The organism is Actinomadura fulvescens (assembly GCF_039533225.1).
Classification (GTDB): Bacteria; Actinomycetota; Actinomycetes; order Streptosporangiales; family Streptosporangiaceae; genus Spirillospora; species Spirillospora fulvescens.
The window spans coordinates 224,603-239,455 of the sequence record NZ_BAAATD010000004.1 but is presented as its reverse complement, the minus strand read 5'-3'; the positions used below and the strand labels follow the sequence as shown (position 1 = coordinate 239,455).

Sequence of the window (14,853 nt, the reverse complement as noted above, 5' to 3'; positions counted from 1 at the left end):
GTGCGCCGCGTACCCAAGGATGTGCGAGGAATCTGCGGCTACGAGCTCGATCTCGGTGTCTACGCCCTGGGCCGGATGACCGGCCCGGAGGCCGCCGACCTGCGGGCGCACCTGCCGAGGTGCGCCTCCTGCCAGGCCGAGCTGACCGTGCTCCAGGGCGTCGTCCGCGTCCTCGCCCGGACACGCGGAAGCGCCGGCCGCGGATCGCGGTCCGGCGCCTCCGCACGGCGTCTCAGCGGCGCCTGCGCCGCCTCACGAGGACCAGAGCCGTCAAGGTGACCGCCACGCCGACACCGACGGCCACGGCCTTCGGATTGATCTGCCCGGGTTCGCCGTCCTTGGGCTCCTGGAGGTAGAAGAACGACCGCGCAGTCCTGGCGACCTGCTCGGCCTCCTCCTTCAGACGCCGCTTGCTCCGCTCCGCCACCTTCCGCGGACTGACCCGGTCCGCCAGCTCGTCGATCGTGCGTGCGAGCTCCAGGCGGGTGCGCTCGATCTCCCGCTCCAGCGCCTCCGGGTCGCGCCTGTCAGCCATGCCGTCTTCCCATCGTCCGAGCATCAGCAACGCATGATCCGCATATCTTGTCAGGTCTGCCGGGGAAACGCCGCCCCACCCCAGCCGGTACGGTGGACCTGACATCACAAGCGAAAGGCGGATCACCGTGTCCGAGCGGCTGCAGCCAGGCGACGTCGCCCCTGAGTTCGAGCTTTCCGACGCCGACGGCGACCCCTTCTCGCTCGCGTCCCTGCGCGGCCGCCGCGTGATCCTCTACTTCTACCCGGCCGCCATGACCCCGGGCTGCACCAAGGAGTCGGTCGACTTCCAGAGCAACCTCGCCGACCTCGACGCCGCCGGCGTCGCCGTCGTGGGCATCTCCCCCGACGAGCCCGCCAAGCTCGCCAAGTTCCGCGAGAAGGAAGGCCTGGCCTTCCCCCTGCTCTCCGACCCCGACACCAAGGTCCTGCAGGCCTACGGCGCCTACGGCGAGAAGAAGCTCTACGGCAAGCTGGTCGTCGGCGTCATCCGCTCCACCTTCATCCTCGACGCCGACGGCAAGATCGAGAAGGCGTACTACAACGTGAAGGCCACCGGCCACGTAGACCGCCTCCGCCGCGACCTCGGCCTGTGACGACGAGCCTCTAAGATCTGAGAACAAGGCTCCGGGCGCGACGCCCGGCAGCTGGCGGACGTGGCGAAATCAGGCATACGCGGCAGGTTTAGGTCCTGTTGGTGGAGACACCGTGGGGGTTCGAGTCCCCCCGTCCGCACCTGCGCCTCCCCTCACCGGCCTGTGCCGGCCGTGGGGACGGCTGGTCGTCATCATCTGAAAAACGTCCTCGGCGGCGGGCGGGGGCTCGGCTTACGCTGGGGTGGCCCGTTCGGTGAGCGGGCGGTAGCGCTCTGATCATGACGCAGGTGGGGCCTCTTGAGCGAAACCTTCTCCCATCGCGTGCTTCCCTACGATGGGATCGACGACTTCCTCGCCGGCGCCGTGCCGTTCCTCAACGAGGGGATCGACGCGGGTGACCGGGTGCTGGCGGTGACCGGCCTGAGCACCGAGGTGCGGCTGCGCGAGGCACTGGGATCCGGGGCCGACGGAGTGGAGTTCGTCGAGGCCAACGGATGGTACGCGCATCCGTCGCGGACACTGGCCGACTGCTTGGCCGACGCCGACCGGCTGCGCGAGCAGGGACGGCGGCTGCGGGTGCTGGGCGAGCCTGCCTGGACCGGGCGGCGCCCACTGGAGGTCTTGGAATGGCAGCGGATCGAGGCCATCGTCAACGTGGCGTTCGCGGAGACCGGCGCCGCGCTCCTGTGCCCGTACGCACGGACGCTGCCGCCCGGAGTCGTCGCGGCCGCGCGCCGGACGCACCCGGAGACCCTTCGCGGGAGCCGTGCCGTCGACAACCCGAGCTATGTCAACCCGTGGACCTACAGCGCCATGTGCGACGAGGAGGCGCTGCCAGATCCGCCCGCGTGGGCCGCAAGGCTCGACATCGAACAGCCCGACCTGTTCTGGCTGCGGGCGTGGGTGACCGAGTGCGCGCGGCGCACCCCGCTGGCCGAGGACGATCTGCAGCGGCTGCTGGTCGCGGTCACCGAGGTCGTGACCAACGCGTTGCGCCACGGCGCGCCACCGATCGTGCTCCGGCTGTGGACCGAGCCAGGAGAGCTCGTCTGCGAGGTCAGGGACGGCGGGCGCTGGACCGCGGGATCGGGCTTCGGACTGCTGCCGCCGCGGGCGGACGGGCCCGGCAGATTCGGGTTGTGGGCGGTGCGGCTGCTGTGTTCGATCGTGCAGATCCGCACGGGTGCCGGCGGCACCACGGTACGGCTCCGGCTGGCCCTGCCGAGCGTGCCCGCGATGGTGAGGGCGTAGCCATGGGGGTGGACGCAGCGTGAGGGACTCTGCGCAAAGGGCTTCCAAAAATCCTCCGGCGGCGTACGCTGGTCAGATCCACGCCAACCTTGATGGGCAGGCCATGGACAGCTGGTTCGCCGAACGGCCCGTGAACGCGATGCGACCTGGTGACCACGCATGGCTGGCCTTTTCCGGCGAAGAAGAACGCGCACACATCATCGGGGACTTCGTGTACGACGGGCTCGCCACGGAGGAGAAGGTCGTCTACGTGACGGACGCTCCCGCCGACCGGCTTCCCGGCGTGCGGCCGAGACGCGGCGTCGACCTGTGCGGCTTCACCGGTTCCCGACAGCTGCGGGTCATTCCCGGGCGCGTGCCTGCCTCAGCGGCCGAGGCCGGTTCGATCCCGACCGGATGCTGCGGACGCTGGAGCGCGAGGTCGACGAGGCGTTCGACCAGGGTTTCCGTGCCGTGCGTCTCACCACGGACTTCAGCTGGGTGCTGGGCGAGCCCGGCCGGTCCGACCTTTCCCAGATGCTGGGTTGCGAGCACCAGGTCGGCGAGGCGGTCTCGCCCAGCACCATGGCGATGGCGATCTGCCAGGTGGACAAGCACGCGTGTCCCCAGGACGAGCTCGTCGCCCTACGGAACACTCACGAGGTCCTCGTGGAAGTGAACCCCGAATTCGACGACGGCATCCTGCGGATCGTCCGTACCTTCGAGCCGCACGGGCTGCGGGTCGAAGGCGAGCTGGACGCCGCGCGGCACGCGGTCTTCGCGGAGAAGCTGTCACAGGTGACCTGTGAGCGGAGGCGGATTCACCTCGACTTCTCCCGCCTCGGCTTCATCGACCTCGGCGGCCTGAACCTGCTGGCCCACCACGCGACCGGGCTGCGCTCCGACGACGCGCTGGTGCTCGACCATCTGCCGCCCGACGTGGAGAACGTGATCGACATGGTGGGCTGGCATCGGCTGCCCGGTCTGGCCCGCGGGCGGGAACGGACCTCCTCCGGCACGGGAGGGCTGGGCTCATGAGACTGGAGCACAGGGCGTTCATCTACGGCGAGCTCCAGCAACTGCTGGACACGGCCGTGCCGTGGCTGCGTGAGGGACTGGAGCAGGACGACGAGGTCGTCGTGGTCATCCGGGAGTCGGGGATGAGCCCGTTGCGCGACGAGCTGGGCGCCGACGCCAAACAGATCCGGTTCGCCGCGTCGGAGGACTTCTACGAACATCCGGTGCGTACGCTGCGCGACTACCACGCGATCGTTCAGAACGCGCTGCCCCGTACCGTACGCGCGCTGGCCGAGCCGGTCTGGCGCGACCAGGATTCGCGCCAGACCCGGGAGTGGGCGCGGTACGAGTCGCTGATCAACGTGGCGTTCCGGGACTCCGGCGCGTCGGCGTTGTGCCCCTACGACGAGACCGCGCTGCCCCACGAGATCATTGAGCAGGCCCGCCGTACCCACCCGATGATCGCGCACGACAGCGGCACACGGGCCAACGGCGCCTACGTGCAGCCCGTCGAGTTCGGCCACGCCTGCGACAGCATGATCCGGTTCGAGCGGCCGCGCCACGCGGAGTACCGGACGATCGAGAGCGACGATCTGCACGACCTCCGCTTCTTCGTCGGGCAGCGCGCCCTCGGGCACGGGCTCGGCGCGACCGTCGCACGCACCCTGGTGACCGCCGTCAACGAGGTGGCGACCAACGCCGTCCGCCACGGCACCCCGCCGATGGGCCTGTGGCTGTGGAGCGACGACGACGAGTTCGTCTGCGAGATCGGCGACAACGGCTTCTGGCGTCCCGACCCGCTGGCCGGCTTCGTCCCGCCGGAGTCCGCGCTGCAGCGCGGGTTCGGTCTGTGGACCGTCCGGCTGCTCGTGGACCTCGTCGAACTGAAGGCCGGCTGGGACGGTACCTTCGTCCGCCTCCACGTGCGCCGCTGACATGTCCGTGCGGCAATCTCATAAGCCGGTAAAAGCTCGTAAGGGTACTGCTACTCACCGTGGCTAGCTGGACGTAGGCTGGGACTCACGAAGTGCCGTCCAAGCTCAGGCACGTTGGTGGGAGGCTTCGAGCTCGGCTCGTCCGTTGATGGGGCGGTTGGGTGGGGGCTGAGGGAAGGCGATATGGAGACCTTGGTATCCGTCCGCCGGCCGGTTCGTGAACTGCGACCCGGCGATCACGCCCTGCTCACCTTCGCCAACGACGAGGAGCAGCGGAGCGTCATCGGCGCCTTCGTCCGCGACGGGCTGGCCGCGGGCGACAAGGTCATCTATCTGGCCGAGACGGCGCAGGCCAGGGTTCCCGGCCGGGTGGCCACGCCACCGGGCCGGCTCAGCGTGGTGGCGCTGGACTCGTTCAACGGGCGGTCGTTCCAGCCGGGCGCCGTCATCGAGGCACTCGCGAAGGAGATCCGGCGTGCCGAGGACGAGGGTTACGGCGCCATCCGGGTGACCGCCGACATGACCTGGGCGGTACGCCGGCCCAACGGCCTGGAGCTGCTGCTCGGCAGCGAGCAGCGGATCGAGCACGCCATCGGCCCGAGCACCAGCGTCATCGCGATCTGTGGTTACGACCGCCGCCGGTGCAGCCCCGACGAGCTCGGCGCGCTGCACCGGGCACACGGCGTCGTGGCGGTGGCCGACCCCGTGTTCGAGGACGGGGTGCTGCGCATCGTCCGCACCTTCGAGCCGACCGGGCTCGCGCTGAGCGGCGAGCTCGACGCGTCCCGGCACACCGTTCTGGAGGACGTCCTCACCCGGCTGATCTCGTCGCTCAACGGCAGCGAGATCCATCTCGATCTGTCCGGCCTCGGCTTCATCGATCTGGGCTCGATCAACGTGCTGGCCGACGTGGCCGCGCGCCGCGCCTTCCACGGTCCGCTGGTGCTCGACCGGATGTCACCGCAGTTCCGCACCGTGATGGAGACGGTGGGCTGGCACATGCTGCCGGGCCTGCGCATCGGTGACGAGGGCTGACGCGCGGATCGCCCGGTGCGTCGCCGGCCTCAGCGCTGCGGCGAAGGTTTCGCCGTGGGCGCGGGGAGCCCTGGCAGAGGCGGCGAGCCTCCCGGTCTGGGAGTGTCGTTCCCGCCGGGTCCGGGGTCGGGCTTGTCGCCCGGCCGGAGGGTCGGACGCCCGTTGCCCGAGGTGGGCGGCGTCTCCGGCGGCCGCGCGGTCGGCGACACGGGGACGGGTTTGCCGGGCTTGAAGGGTGGTCTGCTGACGGGCGTCGGCGCGCCGGTGGTGGAGTCGGGTGGAGGCGCCACGGGCCGCACACGTTCGGGGGCGGGCCAGAGGACCATCGTCACCGCCACGATCACGGCCACGGTGACCGCCGCCGCGACGGCCGGAACCGTCCAGCGGCGCAGCCACGGCCCGCGTCCCCGCAGGTCGCCCGTACGACCGGCGGCCTGGGCACGTTCGACCACGTCGCGGGTGGCGTGGATGTCGTCGGCCGCGCGCCGGTAATGCCCGCGCAGCAGGGTCTCGAGCTCATCGTCCATCGGCCCGGCCCTCCTCCATGTGCGCCCGCAACGCGGCCATCGCCCGTGCGGTGTGACTCTTCACCGTTCCCCGGGAGATCCCGAGGGTCTGTGCGATCTCGTGCTCGCTCAGGTCGCACCAGTAACGGAGCACGACGACCGCCCGTTGTTTGGCCGGCAACGCCCTGAGCACCTCGTCGAGCTCTCCGGCGGGTACGCCGCCGGCCACGGGTGGCGGCGCGAGCCGTTCGACATCGGCGAGCGAGCCGACCGGCAGGTCACCGCGTCGCGCGCGCCGCTTCTTCTCGTCGATGGCGAGGTTGACCAGCACCCTGCGCGCATAGGCCTCGGGGTTGCCCTTGGCGAGGCGCGTCCACCGTTTCGCCACCCGTTCGTACGCCACTTGCAGCAGGTCTTCGGCCAGATGCCGGTCGTACACGAGAAAGACGGCGGTACGCAGCAGCCGACCCGCGGTGGCGGCCACGAACTCCTCGAACGTGGCCTCCACCCCGCGGATCTCCTGAGCGCTCAGCGTGGACAGACCGCACCTACTCCACGGACGTGGGCTTGGCGGGAACGGGCTTCGGCACCCCCGGCCTGCTCGGCGGACGCGGCGCAGGCAGGGCACGTCCAGGCGGACAGACCGCCGGAACCGGCTTGGCCGTCGGCGGCCGGTTCGGCCGCGGTTCAGCGGTCGGCGCTCCAGGGCGCGGCTTGGCTGTCGGCGGCTGGCTCGGCCGCGGCTTGGCGGTCGGCGCCCCAGGGCGCGGCTTGGCTGTCGGCGGCTTGGGTCTCGGCTTGGCTGTCGGCGGCTGGCTCGGCCGCGGCTTAGCGGTCGGCGGGCAGACCGCGGACGGGCGAGGTGCCGGTGGACGTGCCGGCTTGGCCGAGGCCACCGGCTTGGCCGTGGCGGCCACGGGCTTCGCCCCCGCCGATCCGGAGGCGGAGGTCGCCCAGATTCCCACGGCCAGGGCTCCGCCGCCGCCGATGCCGGCCAGCACGATCGCCATGCGGCGACGGCCGGTACGACCCTTTTCGATCATGTCGCTCCTCGGGGTGAAGGTCCTTACACCCCTTCAACCCCGGGCGACGGCGGCGCGGTTGTCATCCGGCCTGAATATTCGCGAGCGCGTCCGGAAGGAGGTCGGCGAGCGTGCGGAACGCCCGGCCCCGATGGCTGATCGCGTCCTTCTCCGCGGGCGTCAACTCCGCCGCGGTCCGCGAGCCGCCCTCGGGAACGAAGATCGGGTCATAGCCGAAGCCGCCGGACCCGCGGGGTTCCCTGACGATCCGGCCGTGCATCCGGCCTTCCACGCAGTGCTCGACACCGGTGGGCAGCACCAGCGCCGCCGCCGCGACGAAGTAGCCGCCGCGGTGCTCGTCGCCGACGTCGGCGAGCTGGTCCAGGACCAGGTCGAGGTTGGCCCGGTCCTTGTCGCCGGACGCCGCGCCGAACCGGCCCGACCAGCGCGCCGACAGCACGCCGGGCATGCCGTTGAGCGCGTCCACGCACAGGCCGGAGTCGTCGGCCACCGCGGGAAGACCGGTGTGCGCGCAGATGGCGCGTGCCTTGAGCAGCGCGTTGCCCTCGAAGGTGAGCTCGGTCTCGGGAACGTCGGGAGCGTCCGGATAGGCGTCGAGCCCCACGACCTCGATGCCCTGCCCTAGGGGGGACGACCCTCCTGACCCCCCGACAGCGCTCACGGCATCCCTTGCTTCGCTGCGGGTGACGTTCGCGAGAATGCGATACAGCTCAGCGATCTTGCCGGTGTTGCGGGTGGCGAGGACGACCCTGGTCATGCGCCGAGCGCTTCGCTCTGCAGGCGGGCCAGCTCGGCGCAGCCGCCCGCGGCGAGGTCGAGGAGCGCGTCCAGCTCCGCCCGGTCGAACGGCTGGCCCTCGGCGGTGCCCTGCACCTCGACGAACCGCCCGTCGCCGGTGCAGACGACGTTCATGTCGGTCTCGGCCGCCACGTCCTCCTCGTAGCAGAGGTCGAGCCGCGCCTCCCCGTCCACCATGCCGACGCTGATCGCGGCGATCGAGGTGACGAACGGGTCGCCCTTGACCAGGCCCTTCTCGCGCATCCAGGTCACCGCGTCGGCGAGCGCCACATAGGCCCCGGTGATCGCGGCCGTACGAGTGCCGCCATCGGCTTGCAGGACGTCGCAGTCGAGCTGGACGGTGTTCTCGCCGAGGGCCTTGAAGTCGATGGCCGCGCGCAGGGACCGGCCGATGAGCCGGGAGATCTCGTGGGTGCGCCCGCCCAGCCGCCCCCGCACCGACTCGCGGTCACCACGGGTGTGCGTGGCGCGGGGCAACATCGCGTACTCGGCGGTCACCCAGCCGAGCCCGCTGTCGCGCCGCCAGCGGGGCACCGAGTCCTGGACGGACGCGGCGCACAGCACCCGGGTGCCGCCGAACTCGATGAGCACCGATCCTTCGGCGTGGTCGAGCCAGCCGCGCTGGATGCGGACGGGACGGAGCTGGTCAGGTGCACGATCGTCAGGGCGAGCCATGCGTCTCACCCTATCGACCCGGCGGCCTTGATCAGGCGCGGCCGGGGCGGATCAGAGCTCGTAGACGGCGCCGACGTGGGCGAGTTCGATGGCCCCGCCGAACCCGCTGCCCTTGGCCTCGACGAGCGACTGGTCCGCATCGTTCCACGGCACGAGATGCGTGAGCACGAGCCTGTCCGCGCCGGCGCGGGCGGCGTGCTCGCCCGCCTCCCGGGCGGTCAGGTGCAGCTCTGGCGGCAGGTCGGGGGCGTCGAGGAAGGACGCCTCGCAGAGGAAGAGGTCGGCGTCGCGGGCGAGCTCGACGAGCGCGTCGGACTCCCCGGTGTCGCCGGAGTAGGCGAGCACCCTGCCGTCGTACTCGATGCGGAAGCCGTACGCCTCGATCGGGTGGGACATCAGCGCGGTCGTCACCCGGAACGGTCCGATCTCGTACGGACCGTTGCGGAGCGCGTGGAAGTCGAACGCTTCGGTCATGCCCGGATCGGCCGGCAGGTCGTAGGCCTCGGCCATCCGCCGCGGGGTGACCTCGGGCCCGTGCACCGGAATCCGCGGCGCCATCCCCTCGGGCCGGTAGCGCCGCGCCACCCAGTAGCCGCACATGTCGTGGCAGTGGTCGGGGTGCAGGTGCGACAGGCAGATCGCATCGATGTCGTACAGCGGGTGGAACCGCTGCAGCGAACCGAGCGCGCCGCTGCCCAGATCGAGCAGCATCGAGAAGCCGTCGGCCTGGATCAGATAACAGGACGCGGGGCTGTCCGGTCCGGGAAAGCTGCCGGAACAGCCGATCACAGTGACCCGCACGCTCACTCCTCCTCCAGTGTTCCCCGAGGATCAGGTGGTCAGAGCCTTGCTCGACCTGGTCTCCACCAGACCGATCTCCGGTCCCAGGAACCGGCGGCCGAGCGCGGCGAACACGGCGGGGTCACCGGTCGCGCGGAACCGATGGCCGGGCGGCGGAATCGCTTCCGCACGGGCGAGCCCCTGGTCGTTCAGCACTCGATAGACGTCCTTGGCGGTCTCATCGGCACTTGAGACCAGTGTGACTCCGTCGCCGACGACATACGAGATGACGCCGGTAAGCAATGGGTAGTGCGTGCAGCCGAGGATGAGGGTGTCGCAGCCGCGCTCGACGATGGGCTCCAGATAGGCGCGCGCCGCGTCGAGCACCTCGTCGCCCATCGTCACGCCCTGCTCGACGAACGCGACGAAGCGCGGGCAGGCGGCGCTGGTGAGCTCGATGTGCGGGGCCGCGGCGAAGGCGTCCTCGTAGGCGCGGCTGGTGACGGTCGCCTGGGTCGCGATGAGGCCGACCCGCCCGTTGCGGGTGGCGCGGGCGGCCCGCCGGGTCGCCGGGTTGATCACCTCGATGACGGGCACGTCGTAGCGCTCGCGAGCGTCGCGCAACATCGCCGAGCTGGCGCTGTTGCACGCGATCACGAGCATCTTCACCCCTTCGGCGACGAGTTCGTCCAGCATCTCCAGGGCGAAGGCGCGCACCTGCGCGATCGGGCGCGGGCCGTACGGCTGGCGCCCGGAGTCGCCGAGATAGACGATCGGCTCGTTCGGCAGCTGGTCCAGGATGGCGCGGGCCACGGTGAGGCCGCCGAAGCCGCTGTCGAAAATCCCGATCGGCGCGTCTGACATGGTCCTCAAGGCTAGGCGAACTCTCGGCCTGGCAACGCGTCATGCGTTGTACATCACATGGTCACATACCCGAAACGCAGCACGTCACCACGTCGTGTGTGACCAAGCGCACGTTCACCCGGGCAGGCCGCGGCCCACCCGGGCGAGCTGGCGGCTCTGGGCGACGAGCCGGCCGGCCGAGTCCCAGACCTCGACCTCCTCGTCGAACCAGCCGCCCGCGACCAGCCGCCCGCCGCCGTGCACGGCGAGCCGGCCGGGGCGCGGGACGGCCCTCATGTGCCAGGTCAGTTCGACCGTCGGGGCCCAGCCTTTGGCGCCGAGGTTCAGGACCACCGGCGGCAGGGCGTCCACGGCGAGGGCGAGCGCGCACCCGTCGTTGGGATGGTCCGGCAGCCGCAGCCACGCCCGTGCCTCCAGCCGCCCGCTCGGCTGCCCGTCGAGCCAGCCCATCGCGGCGGGATCGAAGAGCATCTCCACGTTGTCGGCGAAGCCACGGTCGTCCTTGCCGGAGGCGAACGTGGAGCACTCCTCCGGCGAGGGCATCGCCGGCGGCGCCTCCCCGGTCCAGTACGGCTCCGCGTCATCCCGCAGCGTTCCAGTGGTGATGAGTGCGTCCACGACGGGCTCGCCGGCCTGGACGAGCGACACGCGCGACATGGCGGCGGTACGGCCGGTCTTGCGCGTCTCCACCAGCACCTCGGCGGGACCCGGCTTGGCCACCCGCAGGAAGGTGGCCGCGGTCGAGACGGGGTGCTCGTGCGGCGAGGCGTCGACGGCCGCCCGGGCCAGAACGGCCATCAGGTAGCCGCCGTTGAGCGCCTCGGCGAATCCGAACCCCTGGTCGAGGTCGGCCTCGTACCGGCCCTCGGCCACCCGCCGGGCCGCGGTCGCGTCGCCGAACCTGCTCATCCGCACCCTCCGGGCCACCGACTTCTAGAATCCCGTTCGAGTACGCACCCTACCGCGTGCCGGCTCAGGCCCAGAGCTGCCCTTCGAGGCGTTGCTCGGCCTCGTCGAGGGTGCCGTCGTAGGCGCCGGTGGAGAGGTATTTCCAGCCGCCGTCGGCCACCACGAACGCGATGTCGGCGCGCTCACCCGCCTTGACGGCCTTGGCGGCCATGCCGATCGCGGCGTGCAGGGCCCCGCCGGTGGAGATGCCGGCGAAGATCCCCTCCTGCTCCAGCAGCTCGCGGGTGCGCCGGAGCGCGTCCGCCGAGCCGACCGAGAACCGGGTGGTCAGCACCGAGTCGTCGTAGAGCTCCGGGATGAAGCCCTCGTCGATGTTGCGCAGCCCGTACACCAGCTCGCCGTACCGCGGCTCGGCAGCGACGATCTTGACGTCGGGCTTGTGCTCGCGCAGGTAGCGGCCGACGCCCATGAGCGTCCCGGTCGTCCCGAGCCCGGCCACGAAGTGCGTCACGGTCGGCAGGTCGGCGAGGATCTCCGGCCCGGTCGTCTCGTAGTGGGCGAGGGCGTTCGCCTCGTTGCCGTACTGGTAGAGCATCACCCAGTCGGGGTTGTCGGCCGCCAGCTTCTTGGCCACCCGGACGGCCTCGTTGGAGCCGCCGGCGGCGGGCGAGGAGATGATCTCCGCGCCCCACATCCGCAGCAGCTGGCGGCGTTCCTCGGAGGTGTTCTCCGGCATCACGCAGATCATCTTGTAGCCGCGCAGCTTGGCGACCATGGCCAGCGAGATGCCGGTGTTGCCGGACGTGGGCTCCAGGATGGTGCACCCCGGGGTGAGCAGGCCCTCCTTCTCCGCCTTGTCGATCATGAAGAAGGCGGGCCGGTCCTTCACCGAGCCGGTGGGGTTGCGGTCCTCCAGCTTGGCCCAGAGCCGCACCTGCGGGCCGGGCGACAGCCGGGGCAGCCCCACCAGCGGGGTACGGCCGAGCGAGTCCAGCAGCGAGTCGAAACGCATGGGCACGGGTTCCGGGCTCAGCCGCCGGCGACGGCGGGGAGGATGGTGACGTTGTCACCGTCGGAGACCTCGGTCTCCAGGCCGCCGAGGAAACGTACGTCCTCGTCGTTCAGGTAGACGTTGACGAACTTGCGCAGGCCCTTGTCGTCCACGAGCCGCGCGCGCAGGCCGGGGTGGCGGACGTCCAGGTCGGCGAACAGCTCGTCCAGGGAGCCGCCCTTGCCTTCGACGGCCTTGGCGCCGTCGGTGAGGGTGCGCAGGATCGTGGGGATCCGGACTTCGATCGCCATCGCGATGGTCTCCTTCGGGTTCGTACGGGCTTGCCCGCCACGGCGTCACAACAGGGCGGGGCGTGGGGGAATTCCAGGCAGGTCGGCGCGTCAGCGACAGTCGTAGACGACCTCGGCGCGCGAATGCCCGAACAGGAAGCTCTGTACGGGAGACATCACGAGAACGGGGCCACGGCGCCTGGGCGCGCCCGTCCGCTGCTCGATCGTCCACATGACGGTCAGTTTACCGACCCCGGCAAGGCCGCCCGTGTGCCGCCTCAGGCGTAGACATCGACGATCTTGACCTCTTCCTCGGTCACCGTGCCGTCCACGATGCGGTACGAACGGAACTCGATCTCCTCGGGGTCGCGGGTGGAGACCAGCACGTAGTGCGCGCCCGGCTCGGACGCGTAGGAGATGTCGGTACGCGAGGGGTAGGCCTCGGTGGCGGTGTGCGAGTGGTAGATCACCACCGGCTCCTCGTCCCGGTCGTCCATCTCCCGCCAGACCTTGAGCTGCTCCAGCGAGTCGAACCGGTAGAACGTCGGGGACCGCTCGGCGTTCGTCATGGCCACGTACCGGGTGGGCCGGTCGGATCCGGCGGCGCCGGCGATCACGCCACAGGCCTCGTCGGGGTGGTCGGCGCGCGCATGCGCAACGATCTTGTCCACCAGAGCACGCTCGATCGTCAGCATGTCCGAAGGCTACCCGGAGGCTAGCCACGGACGCCGTCCGCCCCGGCGCCCAGCGCGCGTGGCAACTTGAGGTGCATGCGGACGAGGACGCCGTGCTCGCCGGAGCGGATCTCGACGATGTGGCAGAGCAGCCGCACGGCCCACATCGCGGCGCTGCCCGGCTGGTGGGGACGCGGGCGCAGGTAGCCGAGGAACCGGTCCTCCATCGGCCGGCCGGGGTCGGCGACGTCGCAGAGCAGCTCGCCGTCCTGCGCCCACAGCCAGATCACGCCATGCCCGCCGCCCCGGCGGATGATGTTGGTGGCGACCTCGTTGACCGCGAGGACGAACGGCAGCACCCGGTCACTGGGCAGCCCGTACCGGATGGCCTCCGCGGTGAGGAACGCGCGCAGGCCCGGCAGCTCCCCGCTGGCGAACGGGCGGCGTGCCGCGCCGGCGGGCGGCGGCTCCAGCGGCGGCGCGTTGCATCCGGCGTAGAACTCGGCCGGGTCGACGAAGTGCTCGCTCGCCCGCGCGCCGTGGCCGTCGACGAGCTCGGGATGGGTGTGGGCCGCGTCGACGATGACGTGCGCGTCGAGCGTGGAGGTGTCGTAGGCGCACACGATCGTGCTCGGCGTGCCCGCGAACGCCACGTTCAGGATCGCCTCGTGGCGCTTCCACTCCCGGACCTCCAGCGGCGTGAACCCCGTCCACACCGGCTCGGCCAGCAACCGCAGCCTGCCGCGCGGCCACCAGTCGCGGCGCGTGCGGTCGTAGTAGTCGGCGAGCGTCTGCATCGGGGCCCGGAACCAGTCGGCCTGGGCGATGAACTCGATCCGGTCGGCCGCCTCGGTGCCCAGCTGTCCGCGCAGGAGCGCGGTGTTGGCCGCCGAGGTGATCACCACCACGGCGTCGCCCGCCTTCACCCCCGCACGCAGGTAGGGAACGGCGACGTCGGTGAAGTCGCGCTCCGACCCGTACATCAGCGCGCGGTGGAGCAGAACGCCGCGTTCGTGGCCGGTCTCGACGCCGGGAGTGGTCCCCTGCAGGCCGTTCATCGCGTCACGCCCTCGACGAACACGCCCGGCATCGTCTCCCACTCGAAGATCCGCATCATCAGCCCGAGAAAGGGCGGCACACCGCGCAGCACCACCTGCCGGTCCATCCCCGTGCCGCTCTGGCTCGCGCCGACCAGGACCTGCAGCCCCTCCATGTCGCAGAACTCCAGCGCCGACAGGTCGAGGCACAGGTGCGATCCGCGCCCGCCGACCCGCCGCAGTGCCCGCCGCACCGCGGGCAGCGTCGACTCGTCGACCGCGCCCGCCAGACGCAGGCCCGGCGGTGTGAACGTGGGCGTGATCGTCAGCACGCCGTCGGCGTACACGTCGTCCACCCCGACGCGGCCGTCATGGCACGCCTCCAGCCGCCGCAGCTGCTCGTCGTCGAACCAGCGCCGGTCGTACTGGCAGATGGCCATCGCCCGCACGCCCGGCGCCCCGAACGTCCGCCGGCACCCGTCCTCGAACGTGCCGAACCGGCCGCTGCCGCGCAGGGCGAACGAGTTGTCGCCGGTGATGCGCGCCCCGGCGTAGCCCTGCGCGAGCGCCTGGTCGATCTCGGCGCCGAGCAGGGCCACCGACGCGCCGGGATCGAACCGGCCGGTCGCCAGGAACGCCTCGACGACCGGCCGTATCGTCAGCTGCCCGGTCTGGGCGGCGCCCGCCAGCACCGCCGCCTCGTCCGGGCCGGGCGCGGCGCGGACCAGGCGCGCGAGCGTCTCGTCCGGCCGCCGTTCGCCCGCCAGGTAGACGACCTTGTGCCGGGCGCGCAGGCCGTCGCGGATGTAGGCGAGCAGCACCGCATGGCGTTCGGCGTCGTTGTCGCAGGCCAGGCAGAGGTGATCGCCGAACTTCATGCCGCCCACGGCGGTGCGGGCCGGGCTTGAGGACATCAGGAGCCTGCTCTCTCCTGTGCGG

20 protein-coding genes and 1 tRNA gene are annotated in these 14,853 nt (G+C 71.2%); 7 read left to right on the top strand and 14 right to left on the bottom strand.

Features of this window, described 5'->3' with window-relative positions; all coding sequences use genetic code 11:
- Complete coding sequence (locus ABD333_RS47515) at positions 1 to 279, top strand: zf-HC2 domain-containing protein (protein WP_425546916.1); 279 nt, start codon at positions 1 to 3, stop codon at positions 277 to 279.
- Here ABD333_RS47515 and ABD333_RS16855 read toward each other — a convergent pair.
- Complete coding sequence (locus tag ABD333_RS16855; RefSeq protein ID WP_344541937.1) at positions 233 to 535, bottom strand: DUF3618 domain-containing protein; 303 nt, start codon at positions 533 to 535, stop codon at positions 233 to 235. The genes ABD333_RS47515 and ABD333_RS16855 overlap by 47 nt on opposite strands.
- A 127-nt stretch (positions 536 to 662) precedes the next feature.
- Here ABD333_RS16855 and bcp point away from each other — a divergent pair, with 127 nt between their 5' ends.
- The 6 genes from bcp to ABD333_RS16825 all read left to right on the top strand — a co-directional run bounded on the left by bcp (position 663) and on the right by ABD333_RS16825 (position 5,347).
- Positions 663 to 1,130, top strand: coding sequence for a thioredoxin-dependent thiol peroxidase (bcp, locus tag ABD333_RS16850; protein WP_344541935.1), 468 nt, complete (start codon positions 663 to 665; stop codon positions 1,128 to 1,130).
- Between the two features lie 54 nt (positions 1,131 to 1,184).
- A tRNA-Leu gene (locus ABD333_RS16845) sits at positions 1,185 to 1,269 on the top strand.
- Positions 1,270 to 1,427: 158 nt separating this feature from the next.
- Entirely contained in the window at positions 1,428 to 2,381 is a 954-nt protein-coding gene (locus tag ABD333_RS16840) for an anti-sigma factor RsbA family regulatory protein (RefSeq protein WP_344541933.1), read from the top strand.
- Between the two features lie 396 nt (positions 2,382 to 2,777).
- Positions 2,778 to 3,398: an STAS domain-containing protein gene (locus ABD333_RS16835; RefSeq protein ID WP_344541932.1), complete on the top strand. Its 621-nt coding sequence runs from the start codon at positions 2,778 to 2,780 to the stop codon at positions 3,396 to 3,398.
- Positions 3,395 to 4,312, top strand: coding sequence for an anti-sigma factor RsbA family regulatory protein (locus ABD333_RS16830; protein WP_344541930.1), 918 nt, complete (start codon positions 3,395 to 3,397; stop codon positions 4,310 to 4,312). The genes ABD333_RS16835 and ABD333_RS16830 overlap by 4 nt, the downstream gene beginning before the upstream one ends.
- Positions 4,313 to 4,495: 183 nt before the next feature.
- On the top strand, positions 4,496 to 5,347 hold the full coding sequence (locus ABD333_RS16825; protein ID WP_344541928.1) for an MEDS domain-containing protein: 852 nt from the start codon (positions 4,496 to 4,498) through the stop codon (positions 5,345 to 5,347).
- A gap of 29 nt (positions 5,348 to 5,376) precedes the next feature.
- Here the strand turns inward: ABD333_RS16825 and ABD333_RS16820 are convergent, their stop codons facing one another.
- From ABD333_RS16820 to ABD333_RS16760, 13 genes are all read right to left on the bottom strand, one after another.
- Positions 5,377 to 5,874 (bottom strand): hypothetical protein, encoded by a 498-nt coding sequence (locus tag ABD333_RS16820; RefSeq protein ID WP_344541926.1) that lies wholly within the window; start codon positions 5,872 to 5,874, stop codon positions 5,377 to 5,379.
- Positions 5,864 to 6,361, bottom strand: coding sequence for a SigE family RNA polymerase sigma factor (locus ABD333_RS16815; RefSeq protein ID WP_344541923.1), 498 nt, complete (start codon positions 6,359 to 6,361; stop codon positions 5,864 to 5,866). Before ABD333_RS16815 ends, ABD333_RS16820 begins: the two co-directional genes overlap by 11 nt.
- A 596-nt stretch (positions 6,362 to 6,957) precedes the next feature.
- The gene (rdgB, locus tag ABD333_RS16810; protein ID WP_344541921.1) at positions 6,958 to 7,653 is read right to left on the bottom strand and encodes an RdgB/HAM1 family non-canonical purine NTP pyrophosphatase; all 696 of its coding nucleotides are present in this window, start codon (positions 7,651 to 7,653) and stop codon (positions 6,958 to 6,960) included.
- Complete coding sequence (gene rph, locus ABD333_RS16805) at positions 7,650 to 8,369, bottom strand: ribonuclease PH (protein ID WP_344541919.1); 720 nt, start codon at positions 8,367 to 8,369, stop codon at positions 7,650 to 7,652. Before rph ends, rdgB begins: the two co-directional genes overlap by 4 nt.
- 51 nt (positions 8,370 to 8,420) lie before the next feature.
- Positions 8,421 to 9,170: an MBL fold metallo-hydrolase gene (locus ABD333_RS16800; RefSeq protein WP_344541917.1), complete on the bottom strand. Its 750-nt coding sequence runs from the start codon at positions 9,168 to 9,170 to the stop codon at positions 8,421 to 8,423.
- Positions 9,171 to 9,200: 30 nt separating this feature from the next.
- A complete protein-coding gene (murI, locus tag ABD333_RS16795) occupies positions 9,201 to 10,013 on the bottom strand; it encodes a glutamate racemase (RefSeq protein WP_344541915.1) in 813 nt (270 codons plus the stop codon).
- Between the two features lie 114 nt (positions 10,014 to 10,127).
- On the bottom strand, positions 10,128 to 10,922 hold the full coding sequence (locus ABD333_RS16790) for a thioesterase family protein (RefSeq protein ID WP_344541913.1): 795 nt from the start codon (positions 10,920 to 10,922) through the stop codon (positions 10,128 to 10,130).
- Positions 10,923 to 10,986: 64 nt separating this feature from the next.
- Complete coding sequence (locus ABD333_RS16785) at positions 10,987 to 11,934, bottom strand: PLP-dependent cysteine synthase family protein (protein WP_344541911.1); 948 nt, start codon at positions 11,932 to 11,934, stop codon at positions 10,987 to 10,989.
- Between the two features lie 17 nt (positions 11,935 to 11,951).
- A complete protein-coding gene (locus ABD333_RS16780) occupies positions 11,952 to 12,224 on the bottom strand; it encodes a MoaD/ThiS family protein (RefSeq protein ID WP_344541909.1) in 273 nt (90 codons plus the stop codon).
- 90 nt (positions 12,225 to 12,314) lie between these two features.
- The gene (locus ABD333_RS16775; RefSeq protein WP_344541907.1) at positions 12,315 to 12,437 is read right to left on the bottom strand and encodes a hypothetical protein; all 123 of its coding nucleotides are present in this window, start codon (positions 12,435 to 12,437) and stop codon (positions 12,315 to 12,317) included.
- Between the two features lie 44 nt (positions 12,438 to 12,481).
- Positions 12,482 to 12,898, bottom strand: coding sequence for a M67 family metallopeptidase (locus tag ABD333_RS16770; RefSeq protein ID WP_344541906.1), 417 nt, complete (start codon positions 12,896 to 12,898; stop codon positions 12,482 to 12,484).
- A 20-nt stretch (positions 12,899 to 12,918) separates the two neighbouring features.
- On the bottom strand, positions 12,919 to 13,935 hold the full coding sequence (locus ABD333_RS16765) for an anti-sigma factor RsbA family regulatory protein (protein ID WP_344541904.1): 1,017 nt from the start codon (positions 13,933 to 13,935) through the stop codon (positions 12,919 to 12,921).
- Positions 13,932 to 14,828 carry an MEDS domain-containing protein gene (locus ABD333_RS16760; protein ID WP_344541901.1) on the bottom strand — a complete coding sequence of 299 codons (897 nt, stop codon included), beginning with the start codon at positions 14,826 to 14,828 and terminating at the stop codon, positions 13,932 to 13,934. The genes ABD333_RS16765 and ABD333_RS16760 overlap by 4 nt, the downstream gene beginning before the upstream one ends.
- Between the last annotated feature and the right edge of the window lie 25 nt (positions 14,829 to 14,853).